This window comes from Aeromonas sp. 96A, assembly GCF_051919165.1.
Taxonomy (GTDB): Bacteria; Pseudomonadota; Gammaproteobacteria; order Enterobacterales; family Aeromonadaceae; genus Aeromonas; species Aeromonas veronii.
This window is the reverse complement of record NZ_JBQBFE010000001.1, coordinates 4,118,017-4,134,681: the sequence shown is the minus strand read 5'-3', so window position 1 is coordinate 4,134,681 and position 16,665 is coordinate 4,118,017. Positions and strand designations below refer to the sequence as shown.

Annotated in this window: 18 protein-coding genes; all 18 read right to left on the bottom strand. The window is 58.2% G+C overall.

Annotated elements, in window-relative coordinates; all coding sequences use genetic code 11:
• Position 1: 1 nt before the first annotated feature.
• The 18 genes from ACTG2W_RS19255 to fliH all read right to left on the bottom strand — a co-directional run bounded on the left by ACTG2W_RS19255 (position 2) and on the right by fliH (position 16,598).
• A complete protein-coding gene (locus tag ACTG2W_RS19255) occupies positions 2–742 on the bottom strand; it encodes a protein phosphatase CheZ (protein WP_005353668.1) in 741 nt (246 codons plus the stop codon).
• Between the two features lie 12 nt (positions 743–754).
• Complete coding sequence (gene cheY, locus ACTG2W_RS19250; protein WP_005334709.1) at positions 755–1,126, bottom strand: chemotaxis response regulator CheY; 372 nt, start codon at positions 1,124–1,126, stop codon at positions 755–757.
• Between the two features lie 123 nt (positions 1,127–1,249).
• Positions 1,250–1,969 (bottom strand): RNA polymerase sigma factor FliA, encoded by a 720-nt coding sequence (locus ACTG2W_RS19245; RefSeq protein WP_019444723.1) that lies wholly within the window; start codon positions 1,967–1,969, stop codon positions 1,250–1,252.
• Positions 1,962–2,837, bottom strand: coding sequence for a MinD/ParA family protein (locus tag ACTG2W_RS19240; protein WP_013723550.1), 876 nt, complete (start codon positions 2,835–2,837; stop codon positions 1,962–1,964). Before ACTG2W_RS19240 ends, ACTG2W_RS19245 begins: the two co-directional genes overlap by 8 nt.
• Before the next feature lies 1 nt (position 2,838).
• A complete protein-coding gene (flhF, locus tag ACTG2W_RS19235; protein WP_021229881.1) occupies positions 2,839–4,263 on the bottom strand; it encodes a flagellar biosynthesis protein FlhF in 1,425 nt (474 codons plus the stop codon).
• 16 nt (positions 4,264–4,279) lie between these two features.
• Positions 4,280–6,382: a flagellar biosynthesis protein FlhA gene (gene flhA / locus ACTG2W_RS19230; protein ID WP_106842730.1), complete on the bottom strand. Its 2,103-nt coding sequence runs from the start codon at positions 6,380–6,382 to the stop codon at positions 4,280–4,282.
• Positions 6,383–6,489: 107 nt separating this feature from the next.
• Positions 6,490–7,620 (bottom strand): flagellar biosynthesis protein FlhB, encoded by a 1,131-nt coding sequence (gene flhB, locus ACTG2W_RS19225; protein WP_005334720.1) that lies wholly within the window; start codon positions 7,618–7,620, stop codon positions 6,490–6,492.
• On the bottom strand, positions 7,613–8,410 hold the full coding sequence (gene fliR, locus ACTG2W_RS19220) for a flagellar biosynthetic protein FliR (protein ID WP_440016462.1): 798 nt from the start codon (positions 8,408–8,410) through the stop codon (positions 7,613–7,615). The genes flhB and fliR overlap by 8 nt, the downstream gene beginning before the upstream one ends.
• Complete coding sequence (gene fliQ, locus ACTG2W_RS19215; protein WP_005334727.1) at positions 8,407–8,676, bottom strand: flagellar biosynthesis protein FliQ; 270 nt, start codon at positions 8,674–8,676, stop codon at positions 8,407–8,409. Before fliQ ends, fliR begins: the two co-directional genes overlap by 4 nt.
• A gap of 25 nt (positions 8,677–8,701) precedes the next feature.
• Positions 8,702–9,475, bottom strand: coding sequence for a flagellar type III secretion system pore protein FliP (gene fliP / locus ACTG2W_RS19210; RefSeq protein WP_005334729.1), 774 nt, complete (start codon positions 9,473–9,475; stop codon positions 8,702–8,704).
• The gene (gene fliO / locus ACTG2W_RS19205) at positions 9,462–9,842 is read right to left on the bottom strand and encodes a flagellar biosynthetic protein FliO (protein ID WP_005353678.1); all 381 of its coding nucleotides are present in this window, start codon (positions 9,840–9,842) and stop codon (positions 9,462–9,464) included. Before fliO ends, fliP begins: the two co-directional genes overlap by 14 nt.
• Positions 9,839–10,231 (bottom strand): flagellar motor switch protein FliN, encoded by a 393-nt coding sequence (gene fliN, locus ACTG2W_RS19200; protein ID WP_005298791.1) that lies wholly within the window; start codon positions 10,229–10,231, stop codon positions 9,839–9,841. Before fliN ends, fliO begins: the two co-directional genes overlap by 4 nt.
• A gap of 49 nt (positions 10,232–10,280) precedes the next feature.
• On the bottom strand, positions 10,281–11,351 hold the full coding sequence (gene fliM / locus ACTG2W_RS19195) for a flagellar motor switch protein FliM (RefSeq protein ID WP_005334736.1): 1,071 nt from the start codon (positions 11,349–11,351) through the stop codon (positions 10,281–10,283).
• Positions 11,352–11,358: 7 nt separating this feature from the next.
• Complete coding sequence (gene fliL / locus ACTG2W_RS19190) at positions 11,359–11,874, bottom strand: flagellar basal body-associated protein FliL (protein WP_106842731.1); 516 nt, start codon at positions 11,872–11,874, stop codon at positions 11,359–11,361.
• Positions 11,875–11,931: 57 nt separating this feature from the next.
• Entirely contained in the window at positions 11,932–13,854 is a 1,923-nt protein-coding gene (locus ACTG2W_RS19185; protein WP_106842732.1) for a flagellar hook-length control protein FliK, read from the bottom strand.
• Between the two features lie 67 nt (positions 13,855–13,921).
• Positions 13,922–14,362, bottom strand: a complete 441-nt coding sequence (gene fliJ / locus ACTG2W_RS19180; RefSeq protein ID WP_005334746.1) for a flagellar export protein FliJ — start codon at positions 14,360–14,362, stop codon at positions 13,922–13,924.
• Between the two features lie 27 nt (positions 14,363–14,389).
• Positions 14,390–15,721 (bottom strand): flagellar protein export ATPase FliI, encoded by a 1,332-nt coding sequence (gene fliI / locus ACTG2W_RS19175; protein WP_005334747.1) that lies wholly within the window; start codon positions 15,719–15,721, stop codon positions 14,390–14,392.
• A gap of 52 nt (positions 15,722–15,773) precedes the next feature.
• Entirely contained in the window at positions 15,774–16,598 is an 825-nt protein-coding gene (gene fliH, locus ACTG2W_RS19170) for a flagellar assembly protein FliH (protein WP_421309250.1), read from the bottom strand.
• Between the last annotated feature and the right edge of the window lie 67 nt (positions 16,599–16,665).

The window sequence follows — 16,665 nt, the reverse complement described above, 5'->3', positions numbered from 1 at the left end:
ATTAGAATCCCAAGCTAGACAGCAGATCGTCCACATCATCCTGACCATTGACCACATCGGCACGAGCCTCGGGGTTCATGATAGGGCCCTCTGCTTCAATCCCGTTGACAGGAATACTACGAGTTGAATGCTCAGCAGAAGCCTCACCAAACATGGTCAGCATTTCTATTAATTTTGTTTCAACTTCCTGAACAAGCTTGATGACCTTGCGGATCATCTGACCTGTCAAATCCTGAAAATCTTGTGCCATCAGGATTTCTGTCAGCAGTTGCCGTAATTTATCGGCATCAGACTCTGAAGCCTTAATAAAATCATCAAGTTGGTGACATAAGGATTTGAACTGCCCCACGCTCATGTCACGAGACATCAGGGCATTCCAGTTCGGCATCACCAGCTGGATATTGTCATTCAGGCGATCCGCTATCGGCAAACTGGCTTCCACCGCATCCATTGTGCGATTGGCCGCTTTGTCGGTCATATCGATAACGTAGCTCAAGCGTTCCCGAGCATCGGGAATATCATGAGTAGCCAAATCGGGAATACGGGGATCAAGGCGAAATTCTTGAAGTGAATCATGCAGTTGTCGGGTCAGCTGACCTACTTTTTCAAACAGATCGGCTGCGTTGGGGGCACATACTTCGGCAAGCAGTTCATCGGCCAGCTCAAATTCGCCTTGCTCCAGATGAGCAACAAGCATCCTTGCCTGGTCGAGCGAAATCATTGCTCTCGTTTTGGCCATCATCCCTGCAGCTCCTTAGCCAATTCGTTCGAAAATTTTGTCGAGTTTTTCTTTGAGCGTTGCTGCGGTGAAGGGCTTGACGATGTAACCGTTGACGCCAGCTTGGGCGGCTTCAATGATCTGCTCACGTTTGGCTTCAGCAGTTACCATCAGTACCGGCAGATGCTTGAGCTTCTCATCGACACGGATGGCTTTAAGCAGGTCAATACCTTGCATGCCAGGCATGTTCCAGTCGGTAACTACAAACTGAAAATCACCATTTTTCAGCATCGGCAGCGCTGTATTGCCGTCATCCGCCTCATGGGTATTGTTGAATCCCAAGTCGCGCAGCAAGTTCTTGATAATCCGGCGCATCGTTGAAAAATCGTCAACAATGAGGATTTTCATGTTCTTGTCCAAAATTCCCTCCTAAATAGCCACCAGAGTGGCTCACTTACATGATGCTAAAAACGGGTTGTGTCGTGCGGATTATGCCTTAGAGTTTCATCTCAGTGTAGCCAGTACAAACACTTATAGATGCCAATCTCTCAAACGAGCACGCAATCTGTGCATTGCCTGACTGTGGATCTGGCTCACACGCGACTCGCTGACATTCAAAACCTCGCCAATTTCACGCAAATTCAGCTCTTCATCGTAGTAAAGAGAGAGAACCAAAGCTTCTCTCTCTGGTAGACGACCAATTTGCTCGGATAATTGAATCTGAAATCGCTCGGCAGCCAATTCATCGAATCCCGAGCCTGAAGGGGCATCATCGGGGTTGCCGATCACATCCTCGCTGACCCCCAAATCTTCGATGCCGATAATTTTGCCGCAGGAGACGTCTTGCAGCATCGCATGGTAATCAGCGATGGAGACCCCCATCTCGGCAGCAACTTCGGTATCTCGCGCGTCACGCCCGTGAGTCTGCTCGACATTCTCGATCGCCTCTGCAATAGCGCGACTGTTGCGATGCACAGAGCGGGGTACCCAGTCACCACGCCGGATCTCATCCAGCATGGCGCCTCGGATGCGGATCCCGGCATACGTCTCGAAGCTGGCCCCCTTGCTACCGTCAAAGTTGCGGGAGGCTTCAAGCAGCCCAATCATACCTGCCTGGATCAGGTCATCCAGCAAGACACTGCTGGGCAGGCGAGCCAACAAATGCTGGGCAATTCGCTTGACCAGGGGAGCATGACGCTCCACCAGCACGTAGGAATCCTGATGACGCAAGTACGCTTGGGCTTTATTCACGGGAACCTTCCTGTGTTGTGGCCGGTTTCTGCAACAAATTTTCCAGGAAAAACTCCAGATGGCCGCCCGGCTGGTTGGGAACCGGCCAGCTCGCCGCCTTGTTGGCAAGGGCCCGGAACGCCAGTGCGGCCGGCGACTTGGGAAACGCCTCGACAATCAGCTTCTGCTTGCGCACAGCGGCACGCAGATTGGTGTCATAGGGTACACAGGCGACCAGCTCCAGCGAGGTGTCGAGGAAACGATCCGTGACCCGGGTCAGTTTGGCAAAGAGCTCCTGCCCTTCGCGCAGACTGCGCACCATATTGGCCACCACCTTGAAACGAAACACGCCGTGATCCTTGGAGAGGATCTTGATGAGGGCGTAGGCATCGGTGATGGAGGTCGGCTCATCGCAGACCACCACCATGATGTCTTGAGCTGCTCGGGTGAAGCTCAGCACCATGTCGGAGATCCCCGCAGCCGTATCCACCAGCAGGATGTCGACCTGGGTCTTCATCTCGCTGAAGGCGCGGATAAGCTCGGCATGCTGCACCGGAGAAAGCTCGACCATGGACTGGGTGCCCGAGGTCGCAGGCACGATCATCATGCCGTAAGGGCCTTCGACGATGATATCGTCGATGGTGCATTCACCCGCCAGCACGTGAGAGAGGTTGCGATGAACCCGCAGCCCCAGCATGACATCGACGTTGGCCAGACCCAGGTCGGCATCCAGCACCATCACCCGCTTGCCTTGGGCGGCCATGGCTCCGGCCACGTTCAGGGTCACGTTGGTCTTGCCCACGCCACCTTTACCACCGGAAACGGCGATTACTTTTACTCGATTGTTTTGACGCATTTTGCGCAGACCACTCGCCTGATCCATATACATGTTACTCATAAAACTCCGAATCTTCGGCCTCGCCAAAGCCTGCGCCCCAGAAATAGGGCTCCTCTGTTTCTCGCTCCAGCGAGCCCATGGCAGCCCCGACGAGCTGCGCCGCATTGGCAACCTGAATATCTTCCGGAACCCTTTGTCCGTCAGTGATATAGCTGATGGGCAATGAATTCTGGATACACACGTTAATCACTTCGCCCAGATTCAGACTTTCATCCAATTTGGTAAGTATGCAGCCGCTTAATGGAATACGCCGGAAATGGTCAACCGCCTCCTGCATCACCCGACGCTGGGAAGTTGCCGACATCACCAGATAACTGCGGATCCGTACCTTGGCATTCTTGACCAGGGTATCGAGCTGCTCGGTCAACCGGATATCCCGCTGACCCACCCCGGCCGTATCGATAAGTACCAGCCGACGGTGGCGGAACTGATAAAGGGCATTGGCCAACTCTTCGGCATCACGCACCTGCCGCACCGGACACCCCATGATGCGACCATAGGTCTGCAGCTGTTCATGGGCACCAATCCGGTAGTTGTCGGTGGTGATCAGCGCCACCTGCTCGGCGCCATACTTCATGGCGAAACGGGCAGCCAGCTTGGCGATGGTAGTGGTTTTGCCCACCCCGGTCGGACCAAGCAGCGCCACCGCGCCGCCCTGACGCATGATCTCGTCCTCACTGATCTTGAGCTGGGCCGTCAGCACCTCGGCCAACTGGGCCATCGCCTGATGGATGGACATATCTTCGGGGATCAGTCCCGCCAGTTGATCGGCAAACGCATCGTCAAAGCCCAGTTTCTTGAGCTCCTTGATCAGCAGGGCCCGCATCGGTTCGCGGCGCTCCACCTCTTGCCACATCAGTCCGGAGATCTGGTGCTCCAGCAATTTGCGGATGCTGGCCATCTCCTTGCGCATCCCTTCCATCTCCTGATCCCGCTGGGCTGGTTGAGGGGGGCGCTGGCCGGAGGCAACCCGGGCCTTGGGCTTGGCAGGCTCCGGAGCGGCGCCCCACTGCCCCTGCTCGGCCAATGTTCTGGGCGCTGCATTGGCAGCGGCCAGACCGGCCGATTGGGTATTGCCCATTGGCGCCCCATTGCCCGGCTTGAGCTTCTGCTGGCGCGCCAGCAAGGCGGCCAGGGTATCGGCATAATGTTCGTTCTGCTCCTTCGCCGGCGACGGCTCGGGGCGGATCATCTGCCGTGCAGCAGACGAAATATTGACGCTCTCATCGTTCAGCTGACGGCGAACCGGCGCATCTTTGGGCCCCGGGACCTGGGATTGATAATCGACTGCGGCGACTATCTCTACCCCTCCGGTGACCTTCTTGTTGGACATGATGACGGCGTCAGGCCCGAGAGTCTCCTTGACCTCGGCCAGAGCCGTTCGCATATCCTTGGCAAAAAACCGCTTAATCTTCACCCGTCGTCTCCGCTAACTAGTTCTGCCCTACCGCACTGACGATGCGGATCTGCTTGTCGTCGGGCACTTCCTGATAAGACAGAACGCGCAATCCAGGAATGGCATTCTTGACAAATTTCGCCAGGGTATTGCGCAAGATCCCCGATGTCAGAAGCACGGCCGGTTGGCCTTCCAATTCTTGTCGTTGAGTGGCTTCCACCAGCGAACGCTGCATCCGTTCAGCCAGACCCGGTTCAATACCGGCACCATCACCGCCACCAGCCTGCAGGGATTGATGCAATATACGTTCCAATTCCGGCGCCAAGGTAATCACCGGCAGCTCGGGATCGGGGCCTGCAATCTCTTGCACAATCAGGCGACGCAGGGCAATCCGGCAAGCGGCCGTGAGCACTTCCGGATCCGGACTGCGCGGCGCGTATTCCACCAGGGTCTGCAGGATAGTGCGCATATCGCGGATTGGCACGCCTTCATTGAGCAAATTCTGCAATACCTTCACAAGGTTACCCATGCTGATCACTTCCGGCACCAACCCTTCGACCAGCTTGCTCTGATGTTTGCCAATCATGTCGAGCAGTTGTTGTACCTCGTCATGGCCCAGCAGCAGAGCCGCATGGTTGGTCAGGATCTGGCTCAGATGGGTAGCCACCACGGTCGCGGTATCCACCACCGTATACCCCAGCGTCTGTGCCTGAGAGACCATCTCCTTGGCAACCCAGACCGCTTCCAGTCCGAAGGCGGGATCCCGGGTCGCTATCCCCTGGATCTGGCCGAACACCTGCCCCGGATTGATGGCCATCTCCTTATCATGGTAGACATTGGCCTCGCCGGTACTGACCCCCATCAAGGTGATGCGGTATTGGTTTGGCGCCAGATCCAGGTTGTCGCGAATGTGGACGGCAGGGACCAGGAAGCCCAGCTCTTGCGAGAGTTTCTTGCGCACCCCTTTGATCCGGTTGAGCAGCTCGCCACCCTGATTGCGATCCACCAGCGGGATCAGCTGATAACCCACTTCCAGCCCGATGATGTCCACCGGCATCACATCATCCCAGCTCAGCTCTTTCTGCTCATGAGGCTGCTCGGCTGTGGCAGGCAACAGCTCACCCTTGGCCGCTTTGGCGGCCGCCAGTTTCTCGCGGCGCAGCAACCACCAGGCGCCGGCGGCGGCGAGAGCCCCCAGACTCAGGAAGGCGAAATGCGGCATCCCCGGCACCAGTCCCATCATCAACAGAATACCGGCAGAGATGATCAGGGCTTTGGGATTGTCAAACAGCTGGCCCAGTACGGCGGTACCCATGTCCTGATCGGTATTCTGACGGGTCACTATGATAGCGGCGGCAATGGAGAGCAGCAGGGAGGGGATCTGTGCCACCAGACCGTCACCGATGGCCAACAGGGTATAGATCTCGGCCGATTCGCTGAAGGTCAGCTGGTGCTGCATCATCCCGATGATGAAGCCGCCGATGATGTTGATAAAGAGGATCATGATGCCCGCAATGGCATCCCCTTTGACAAACTTGGAGGCACCATCCATGGAGCCGTAGAAGTCGGCTTCCTGGGTCACATCCTGGCGACGCTTCTTCGCCTCTTCCTGATTGATGAGACCGGCGTTCAAATCGGCATCGATGGCCATCTGTTTGCCCGGCATCGCATCAAGGGTAAAACGGGCACTCACTTCCGCGATCCGCCCGGCACCCTTGGTAATGACCACAAAGTTGATGATCATCAGGATGGTGAAAACGATGATGCCGACCGCATAGTTGCCGCCGATCACCACGTTACCGAATGCCTCGATCACATGACCAGCCGCCGCACTACCATTATGACCTTCCAGCAACACCACCCGGGTCGAGGCGACGTTCAACGCCAACCGCAGCAAGGTAGCGAGCAGCAGTACGGTCGGGAAGGCTGCAAATTCGAGGGGGCGGCGGGTATAGACGGATACCAGCAGCACCACGATGGAGAGAGCAATGTTGAAGGAGAAGAGCACATCCAGCATCAGCGGCGGGATGGGTAACACCACCATGCCGAGCGCGGCCAATACCAGCAGAGGGGTACCAAGGCCTTTGCCCAATACTCCCCGGTACTCTTTGAACTGGCCAAATACTGCCTTGAATTCCATCGCGCTTCTCAATTTCAACCTGCTGGTGCCAGATTAAAGCAAACATCAAGCCAACAATACAAGACATTGAAATACAATGGATTTATTTTGACTGCGTCAGAACTTTGTCATTTTCGATATTCGGTCGGAATGGGCAGATCTTTAGCCAGCGGCTGGGGACGGCGCCCCTGACCACGGCGGAATTTCTTGAGCTGGAAGACATAGGCGAGCACCTGGGCAACCGCCGCAAACAGCCCTTCCGGGATCTCGTGGCCCAGCTCGGTTGAGTGGTAAATAGCCCGGGTCAAGGCTGGTGACGGCATGATGGGGATCTCGTACTCTCTGGCGATCTCCCTGATCTTCATTGCAATTTCATCTGTGCCCTTGGCCACGACCTTGGGCGCGGCACCGGGTTTGCCCGCATCATACTTGAGCGCTACCGAGTAGTGGGTCGGGTTGGTGATCACCACATCAGCTTTGGGCACATCCCCCATCATTCGACGCATCGCCATCTGCATCTGCAACTGGCGGATCTTGCCCTTTACCTCTGGCTTGCCTTCGCTGTCCTTGAACTCGTCCTTGACCTCCTGCTTGGTCATCTTGAGCTGACGCATGTGGTTCCACTGCTGGAACGGCACGTCGATGGCAACGATGGGAAGCAGGGCGCAGCAGAGGATGATCAGCATCCAGAGAAACAACTCCAGCGCATCGATAATGCCGCCGGGGAAGCCCTCCATGGAGAGGTTGAGCAGATGATTGAACTGACTGGATAACATCCACCAGGCAAACAGGGTGATGAACACCACCTTGGCGATGGATTTGACCAGCTCGATCAGCGACTGCACCCCGAACATTCGCTTGAGGCCGCTGAGCGGGCTCAGCTTGCTCATCTTGGGCATCATGGCTTCGGTGGAGAAGTTCATCCCCCCCATCAGGGTATTGCCGATAAAAGCGGCAATCGCCACCAGCGCAAACAAGAGTCCCAGCGGAAGCACCAGTTCCCCCAGCAGCGCCGGCACCATAGCGATCATGGCATTGGGATCGAAAGCCTGCTCCCTGTCCAGCGTAAAGCCCATGGTGACTACCTTGATCATGGCAGTCGCCAGCGAGCCCTTGAGCATCAGCAGGCCAAATACCGCCGAGAGCAGAACGCTGGCGGTTCCCAGCTCTTTTGAACGTGCAATCTGCCCTTTTTCACGGGCCTGTTGCAGTCGTTTGCCCGTGGGTTGTTCGGTACGTTCCTGGTCGGTATCAGCCATGAGCGCCCCCGAAACACTGGGTGTTGATCAGCTCGCAGCTGACCTCCTGCACCCGCTCCCACATGATGTCGAAGTGACCGAGGAACCCGCCGATAGTGAGCCAGAGGATCAGCAGACCCGACATCATGCTGACCGCAAAACCGATACTGAAAATGTTGAGCTGCGGCGCCGCCCGGGTCATGACGCCAAAGGCAAAGTTGATTAAGAGCAAGGCGACGATGGCTGAGAGCGACATCACCAAAGCAGCCTGATACATCACACCCAGAAACGCACTCAGGGTTTTCATGGATGAAACCGAGAGGCCGTGCTCGGAGACAGGCAGTGTCTCGAAACTAAGAATGACCAGCCGCAGCATCACCAGATGACCATCCAGCGCCAGAAACACCAGGGTCGCCAGCATCAGATAAAACTGACCCACTACGGGGGCCGACTGGCCATTCATCGGGTCCACCAGGGTTGCAAAACCCAGACTGGTCTGCATGGCGATGACCTGACCGGCCATCACGAAGCTCTCCATCAGAAACTGGGTCATCAGACCAAGGGCAATACCGATCAGCAATTGCTGGCCCAATACCAGAAAGCTGCCGGCAGAGAAGAGTTCAATGGGGGGCATTTTCGGGAGCAGCGGGGCAATCAGAAAGGTGATGGCCAAAACCAGCCCCATCCGTACCCGCGCAGGAGCGAGGCGGCTGCCAAACACCGCCATCACCATCAGCAGACTGCTCACCCGCGCCAGCGGCCAGAGGATGGAAGACAACCACTCCATGATCAGAGCGGTTGTGTAGGTCATCCCACCACCTCGGGGATTTGATTGACCATCAGTATGAAGAAGTCCATCAGACTCTGCATTCCCCAGTGAGCACCAATTCCCAGGGCTAGCAGGGTCACGATAAGACGGGGCAGAAAGCTCAGGGTCTGTTCGTTGATGGAGGTGGCCGCCTGAAAGATGGCTACCACCAGTCCGATAGCGAGGCTGGGCAGGATCACGGCGCTGACCATGATATTGACCAACCAGAGCGCCTCACGAAAGACGTCGACAAAGGTTTCAGGACTCATGTTCGGGCTCCTTGTGCTCGACCGGCTAACCGGCACCCAGTCCGAAACTGTTGGCCAGCGACCCCAGAATGAGATTCCAGCCATCCACCATCACGAACAGCATCAGCTTGAAGGGCAGCGAGACGATCATCGGCGAGAGCATCATCATCCCCATCGCCATCAGAATACTGGCGACCACCAGATCGATGACCAGGAATGGCAAGAACAGCATAAAGCCTATCTGGAAAGCGGTTTTCAGCTCGCTGGTGACAAACGCCGGGATCAGCACCCGCAACGGCACATCGGCAGGTTTCTCCACCTGCACGTTGGCGATCTCCATAAAGGTGTTGAGATCCTTGATCCGGGTCTGGGCCAGCATGAACTGATGAATGGGCAACTCGGCCCGCTCCAGCGCCTCCTTGGCCTGAATGGTCTCGGCCAGGTAGGGCTGCAACGCCTCATCATTGATGCGATCCAGCACCGGCGACATGATGAAGAACGACATGAACAGGGCGATGCCGATCAATACCTGGTTGGAGGGACTCTGTTGCAGACCTATCGCCTGGCGCAAGATACCCAACACCACTATGATGCGGGTAAACGAGGTCATCATGATCACCATGGCCGGCAAAAAGGAGAGCGCGGTCATCAGCGCCAGTACTTGCAGGGTCAGGCTGTACTCCTGAGAGCCATCCCCCATGGTCTTGACGGTCACCGCCGACATGGCGTCCTGTGCCAGCGCAGGCCAAGAGCAAAACAGTGGTATCAGCAGGCTGACCAGCAGCCCCGTTTTCAGCCATAAGCCGTTAGCTTTTTTCATGCTTGCCCATCAATTTGCCAAGCTGCTGGGAAAACGCCTGCGGCTGGTTTTCGTCCAGCGGCTCCTCCAGCCGGTAGAGAAAGTTGACCTGCTGCGGTGTTACGCCGACCAGCAACTGCTGTTCGCCCACCTTGACCACCAGCAGCTTCTCTTTGTAACCCACCGGCAACGAGGCGATGACCCGCATCTGGCCGCCACCCATGGCGGTCGCCAGCTTGCTCTTCTTGAGCAGAAAGCCCAGCACCAGAATAAGGCCAATCACCATCAGACTGGAGAGCAACCAGGAGCTCAGACTAGGCACGTTGGCAGATGCCGCTGTCTCGGCAAAGACCGGAACAGGCAGCAATAACAACAGGAGGCGCATCATTTGAGCTTTTTGATCCGTTCAATCTGGCTGATGACGTCAGTCAGGCGGATACCGAACTTGTCGTTCACCACCACCACCTCGCCGTGAGCGATCAGGGTACCGTTGACCAATACATCCAGCGGCTCGCCTGCAACACGATCCAGCTCCACCACCGAGCCCTGGTTCAGCTGCAACAGGTTGCGGATGCTGATCTGGCTGCGGCCCACCTCCATGGCGATAGTGACCGGAATATCAAGAATGGTGTCGAGCTTGCGACGCTCCTCGGCACTGATGGGGGCATCATCTTTCAACTCTTCCAGCGGGGCTGGCTTGGCTTCCGCCGTCACCTGCTCCTCCAGAGCCGCAGCCCAGGCATCAGCCATCAGATCCTCTTCCTCAGTTCCGCTCATCTTGTTTCCTTATGCTACTTCGTGACCGTTTACCGTAATAAACCGTCAATTATCGCTGTTGATCTTCGATACTGCGCTCGAGCTCTTCCAGCTCGGCCTCGCCATCAATTCGTACCCCGCCCCGGGTCACCAGATGCATCTCCGTCTTGACCCCTTCCGGACGTTTGAGCTTGTCGGTGATCTTGAGCGCCACATTATCCTTGGTGCGGCCCATCTTGGCGTGGAAAGTGGGCAAGTCCTCCACAAAAACCAGCAGATTTTCCGGCATATCGACCGGAATGATATCGCCGGGTCGCAGCTCCATCAGCTCACGCAAAGTGAGTTCGGTCTCCAGCAGCTTGGCCCGCAGCTCCACCTTGACGTCCATGATCTCGTCACGCAGCGCCTTGCTCCAACGTACGTCGGTATCCCCCTTGTCACTCTGCACACCGGCATCCAGCAGCTCGCGGATCGGCTCCAGCATGGAATAAGGCATCGCCACGTGGAAGTCGCCACCGCCACCATCGAGCTCGATGTGGAACGAGCTGACCACGATCACCTCGGTCGGGCTGACGATGTTGGCCATCGCCGGGTTCACTTCGGAGTCGAGATACTCGAACCCCACATCCATCACCGGCGCCCAGGCATCCTTGTAATCCTCAAACACCAGTTTGAGCAGCATCTGGATAATGCGCCGTTCGGTCGGGGTAAATTCGCGCCCTTCAATCTTGGCGTGATAACGGCCATCGCCACCGAAGAAGTTCTCCACCAGGATGAAGACCAGTCGAGCCTCCATGGTGATGAGTGCCGTCCCCTTGAGTGGGCGGAACCGCACCATGTTGAGACTGGTCGGCACAAACAGGGTATGAACATACTCGCCAAACTTGAGCATCTGCACGCCGTTGATAGAGACCTCGGCGGTACGACGCATCATGTTGAACAGGCTGATCCGCATATGGCGGGCGAAACGTTCATTCACCAGCTCCAGCGTCGGCATGCGACCACGGACGATGCGGTCCTGGGAGGAGAAGTCAAACTGGGCTACGCCGGGGTCTCCAGCGCCGCCTATCTCTTCCTCTTCGACATCATCGACACCGTGCAAGAGGGCATCAATTTCGTCCTGACTTAACAGATCGCTCACGCTTCACCTACTGCATTACAAAGCCGGTAAACAGCACTTGTTCGATAACGGGGGAAGAGACCAGGTCCTTGAGCACCCGACGGCACTCTTCCAGTGAATCCTTGCGCAGCTTCTCCTTGCCTTCAAAGGTCATCAGCTGTTCGGCACTGGCTGCGCTGAATACCCGCAGCAAGGTGCCTTCAATCAGGGGGATATTCTGTTTGGCCAGCGTCTCGTCGGCGGTACCGCGCACCATCAGCTGGATCTTGATCTGCACCAGTCGATCCCGCTGGGCACCGGCGACGTTGAAGACAAAGGGCCGCGGCATACCGACATAGAGGGAAGGCTTAGGCGCTTCCACCTTGGGTGTGGCCTCGGCACCTTCCGCCGCTTCAGCGGGCGGTTTATCGGAGCCGGAGAGCATCAGGAAGGCGCCAGCACCACCACCGCCCAGCAAAATAACCACCAGGGCAATGATAATGATCAGCTTCTTTTTCTTGCCCGCAGCCGGGTCTTTTAGCGTCAACTCGTTATCGTCAGCCATCCCTTGTCCACCCTAGTCTCAAACTTGTTCGATATCATAAACTTACTCGGGATTGCATCAAGCATAGAAATCAATTCCGGAACCGTTTGTCGATTCCACCAGCAAACTGGGGTTGGAAGTGGTGAGTTCCCCTTCAACCAGCCCGTTACCGGACCGCTGCTGACCACTACTCTGACCCTGCTGCCCCTGCCCGTTAAAGGTGGGCTGGCCCTGTTGCTGCTGTTGTTGCGACTGCTGCTGCACCTGCGTCTGACCAAGCTGGATCCCCTGCCCTGCCAGCATGTCACGCAGCCGGGGCATCGCCTGCTCCAGCATCTCGCGGGTCTGGCCATGTTGTACCACAAAATGGACGTTGGCCTGGCTGTCGGCCCCCATCTGAATCTGGATCTTCATCTTGCCAAGGCCGAGGGGGTCGAGCTGAATTTCCGCCTGTTGCAGTTTTTCGGCCAGCATCACATTGACCTTCTGGTGCAATTCGGCAGGTGCTTCCTGACTGGCCAGTTTCAAATGGGGTAAATTCTGCGGCTCACGGCGCAGCGTCGTCTCAGCGGCGGGGGCCCGGCTATCGGCTACCTGTGGCTGAGTCTGGCTGTTCTGGCCATGCTGAACGGTCTGGCTCGGGCTGCTCTCACTGCTAGATGTCGTCGCAACCAGGCTCTTCTCCGCCTCACCGGCCTTCGGTTTTACCTCAAGCGAAACCGCTTTGCGTACCTCGTCGGTGCCGGTCACTTCCATCTGCTTGATGCCGGCTGAAATGGTCGACAGCGGTGCTTGCGGCCCCTGAGATTCAGCCTGTGCCAACACCTGCTGCGGCGCCACCATCACGGGGGCGGCAGCGCTATCGCTCTGAGCCGTCGCATTTGTCGTTACGCTGCTCTGGGCTGCGGCACTTTCTGCGGCACTCTGCGCCGTCCTCACGGGCGCCGAACCTTGATTGGCGGCGGTGGCTGGCTGCTGGCTACCCTCGGCGGCCCCCTTTTCTGCCCCCTTGCCAGTTGCATCACTGCCCTCAGCCGTAGCTGTAGCTGTGCCAGCCTCAGGCTGCTTGAGCCCCTCATTGAAGGCCTTGAGCGCGGCCCCCTGAATCGCGGTTTGCGTCGCCTGCCCCTTGTTAGTCAAAGCATTGCTGGCGGCGAGATCGGATTTGCTGTCGCCAGCCTCTTTTGCAGCGAGCGACTCAGCGGATTTGGCGGTGCTTGCCGACTCATCGACCGGCAGCACCTTGGCCAGCAGGGCCATCAGCTCGGCCCCCGTGAGGGGCTTGGTATGCTTGCCATCTATCCCGAGGGTTTCGCCCTTGGCAAAGGCTTTCTCCCCGGACTTCCCATCCGCAGTGGTGGCGGCATCTTCACCTTCAGAGGAGAGAACGGCAGAAGAGGCATCGCCCTGCGTAACCACTCGCGCCGCAGAGGACGATACCGTGGTATCAAGAGTCGAGTTGGCGGTCGTCGCCAGCGGCGACTGCGCCCCGGTCTGACCGGCAAGCTGGCTGGCAATTCTGGCAGCGGCAGGGGTCTGCTCGCTTTCATCAAGCGCAATCCCCCCCAGCTCACCCTCTTGCGGCAACGGATTGCCGTCTACCGCAGTGGCGCTCTGTTGGGCCGCCACCGCCAGCTGGGGAGTCACCAGCGAGGTATCGAGCTTGAGGGAGTCTTGCAGGCGCAGCAGAAAGTCGGTAGCAAGGACCTCCTCCACCTTGTTGTCGGCGTCAGGATCCTCCTCCTTGCCGCTCTCCTCTTTGGGAGAGGCGCTCTCGGTCGCCAAAGATTTGGCTGATCGGACATGGTTACCGCCCTGAGTGGCCTCGGCAGGGCCCTGTTCGCTGTTCCGGGCTTTGGCAATCAAGGTGGCGAAATCACCCTTGCTGTCGCTGCCGGTTCCCCCATCGATACTTTTGCTCTCGACGGAACCGCTCAGAGGCGCTTTGTCCAACCCGTTGGCCGGAGCCGAAGGCGTTTGTGTCAACAGTGTCTGCATCATGATGGGATCCCTGAATTCTGGTGGCCCCCAAAGAGATGGCCGCCGACAATGTCCATATCAAAGCAAGTTACAGGCCAGATTGATGAAAGCGTCGCAACATGGCGTACTCATCCAGCATCTTCTGCTCCTGACGCTGGGCTTTCTGCTGCTCGCGGCTCGCCTGCTTCTCCAGCAACAGCTCCACCGCCTTGCGCCGCTGCTGAGCAGCCAGCCACTCTTCACGGCGCTGTTCCAGCGCCTGACGCACCTGCAACACCCCTTCGTACTGCTGGGTCGCTGCCTGTTCGAGCTTGTTGATAAAGGCGTGATACTGGGTGTTTTGCTGGGGTGAAATCCCCTGCAGGCCGCGATCGGTCCACTGCTGGTGATAGATCTGGCGGTACTGGTTGAGGGCATTTTGCTGATCCATGAACAGCTTGAGATCCTGCTGCGCCTTCACCAGTGCCAGCGCACACTGCTGCTCCGCTTCCACCAGCCGATCGGCCAACAATACCAACCCTTTACTCATCGTCGACCTCTCTGTTACCGACCATCATCAGCGCATCAATGGCATCGCCACCATCTGCAAGGCTTGCAGGCCATCATCGTAGTGAATGACCTCGCGCATCCCCTGCTGCAAGAACTGATCCAGATAGGGTTTTTGAATGATGGCACGGTCGATGCGCGGATCGGAACCCTGACTGTAGGCACCGATGGTGATGAGATCCCGGTTCTGCTGATAGAGGGAGTAGAACTGCTTGAGGGTGCGCGCCAGATCCATATGTTCCGGCGAAGTGACCATGGGCATGACCCGGCTGATGGACTTCTCGATATCGATAGCCGGATAGTGGCCCGCATCGGCCAGCTCGCGTGACAGCACTATGTGGCCATCGAGGATCGCCCGCGCCGCATCGGCAATGGGATCTTGCAGGTCATCCCCCTCGGTCAGTACGGTGAAGAATGCCGTGATGGAGCCCTGGCCGTCACTGCCGTTACCCGCCCGCTCCACCAGCGCCGGTAATTTGGCAAATACCGAGGGCGGATAACCCTTGGTCGCCGGCGGCTCGCCCACCGCCAGCGCGATCTCACGCTGGGCCTGGGCGTAACGGGTGAGGGAGTCCATCAAGAGCAGCACATTAAGCCCCTGATCGCGGAAATATTCTGCAATGGCGAGCGCCGTTTCACACCCCTTGAGCCGCATCAGCGGCGAGGCATCGGCGGGAGCCGCTACCACCACGGAGCGGGCACGGCCCTCCTCTCCCAGAATGTCTTCGATAAACTCTTTCACTTCCCGACCCCGTTCACCGATGAGGCCGACCACCACCACATCCGCCACCGAGCCGCGGGTCATCATGCCCAGCAGCACCGATTTGCCGACACCGGAACCGGCAAACAGCCCCATCCGCTGGCCCTGCCCCACCGTCAGCACGGCATTGATGGCGCGCACCCCCACGTCCATCGGCTGATGGATCGGGCGGCGAGAGAGCGGGTTGATGCGGTGCTGGGCAAACTGCACGGTCTGGGAGGAGAGAATGGGGCCGAGGCCATCGAGTGGCTGGCCGATGCCGTCGATGACTCGACCTAGCAGGTTCATGCCGACCGGAATGCCGTGCTCTTCGGTGATGGGCACCACTCGGGCACCGGGGATCACCCCCTTGAGCTGCTCGCTCGGCATCAGATAGAGGCGATCGCCAGAAAAACCGACCACTTCAGCCTCCAGCGTCCCATCAAGGGTATCGATGCGGCAGAGGGCACCGATGGCGGCGCGGCAGCCGATGGCTTCGAGGGTCAGCCCCACCACCCGGGTCAATTTGCCGGCGACCGGCGGTTTGGGGGCGCTGTCGCGTACCTTGTACCCTTGCAACCGGTTCAGTAGCGAGCCGCTCATCTGGCCTCCTGGAAGCTAAAAAGTGCAGCCGGACGGCAACGTCCGGCATCGGTTATGGGCGTGAGTCCGGCGAAGCCGGTTTCTGCGACGCATTGTCCCGCAAGAAATTGCGCAGCAGCTGATCGATGCGCCCGGAGAGGGTCAAATCGATGCTGGAGAGCTCGGTAGCCAGTTGCAGATCGCCGGGGGAGAGGGTGGGATCGCTCTGCAATCGCCAGTGGCGCTTGGCGCACTCGTCGGCGCCAAATGCCTGTTCGATTCGCGCGATATCGTCGGGATGCAACATCAGAGTCACCCCCTGTTCGGCGGCAGGCAGCAAGGCCAGCCCCTCTTTAAGCGCCTCCAGCAGAATGCGGGGGGAGGTCTCCGCTTCATGACGAATAAGCGCGCGGGCCAGTTGCATCACCAGCGAGACCAGCTGCTGCTCCACCGCCTGATCCAGCTCGTTAAGCGGATTGGCAAGGCGGGTGGCGAGCCCCTGCCAGTGGGCGATCTCCTGCTCCACCAGCTCGCGGCCCATGGCCAGCCCCTCCTCGCGCCCCTGTTCGAGACCGGCAGAGTGGCCCTGTTGCAAGCCTTCCAGCTTGCCCTCTTCCATCCCTTTGGCATAACCGGACTCGCGCCCCTCGGCCATCCCCTCTTCCCAGGCGGCCTGACGGATCGCTTCAAGCTCTTCGGCGGTGATGCTGGGGGTCGGCTCCTGTTCGGGCTCCGGCTCCACCACCTCCTCTTCCTGCTGATACCAGTCAGGGGCCAGGCCAAGAGCATTGGTAGGCGCTCCCGCCTCTACCTCGACCTCCATCTCGGGCAAGCCCCAAGTCTCAACCCGGGCATCATCACCCTCGGGGCGCACATAACCACGCAGTTTGTTGTTCATGCTTTGCGCGGCTCCTCACCACTGCCTGATGCGGGCTTGGCATCGCGGTTCTGTTTATGGGCCATGG

Coding starts and splice junctions, on each gene's coding strand:
- fliQ (WP_005334727.1), bottom strand. CDS start 8,676: ATGAGTCCTGAAACCTTTGTCGACGTCTTTCGTGAGGCGCTCTGGTTG.
- cheY (WP_005334709.1), bottom strand. CDS start 1,126: ATGAAAATCCTCATTGTTGACGATTTTTCAACGATGCGCCGGATTATC.
- fliO (WP_005353678.1), bottom strand. CDS start 9,842: ATGATGCGCCTCCTGTTGTTATTGCTGCCTGTTCCGGTCTTTGCCGAG.
- ACTG2W_RS19185 (WP_106842732.1), bottom strand. CDS start 13,854: ATGATGCAGACACTGTTGACACAAACGCCTTCGGCTCCGGCCAACGGG.
- ACTG2W_RS19255 (WP_005353668.1), bottom strand. CDS start 742: ATGATGGCCAAAACGAGAGCAATGATTTCGCTCGACCAGGCAAGGATG.
- flhA (WP_106842730.1), bottom strand. CDS start 6,382: ATGGAATTCAAGGCAGTATTTGGCCAGTTCAAAGAGTACCGGGGAGTA.
- fliP (WP_005334729.1), bottom strand. CDS start 9,475: ATGAAAAAAGCTAACGGCTTATGGCTGAAAACGGGGCTGCTGGTCAGC.
- fliI (WP_005334747.1), bottom strand. CDS start 15,721: ATGAGCGGCTCGCTACTGAACCGGTTGCAAGGGTACAAGGTACGCGAC.
- ACTG2W_RS19240 (WP_013723550.1), bottom strand. CDS start 2,837: ATGTATATGGATCAGGCGAGTGGTCTGCGCAAAATGCGTCAAAACAAT.
- fliN (WP_005298791.1), bottom strand. CDS start 10,231: ATGAGCGGAACTGAGGAAGAGGATCTGATGGCTGATGCCTGGGCTGCG.
- fliL (WP_106842731.1), bottom strand. CDS start 11,874: ATGGCTGACGATAACGAGTTGACGCTAAAAGACCCGGCTGCGGGCAAG.
- flhB (WP_005334720.1), bottom strand. CDS start 7,620: ATGGCTGATACCGACCAGGAACGTACCGAACAACCCACGGGCAAACGA.
- fliR (WP_440016462.1), bottom strand. CDS start 8,410: ATGACCTACACAACCGCTCTGATCATGGAGTGGTTGTCTTCCATCCTC.
- fliH (WP_421309250.1), bottom strand. CDS start 16,598: ATGAACAACAAACTGCGTGGTTATGTGCGCCCCGAGGGTGATGATGCC.
- fliJ (WP_005334746.1), bottom strand. CDS start 14,362: ATGAGTAAAGGGTTGGTATTGTTGGCCGATCGGCTGGTGGAAGCGGAG.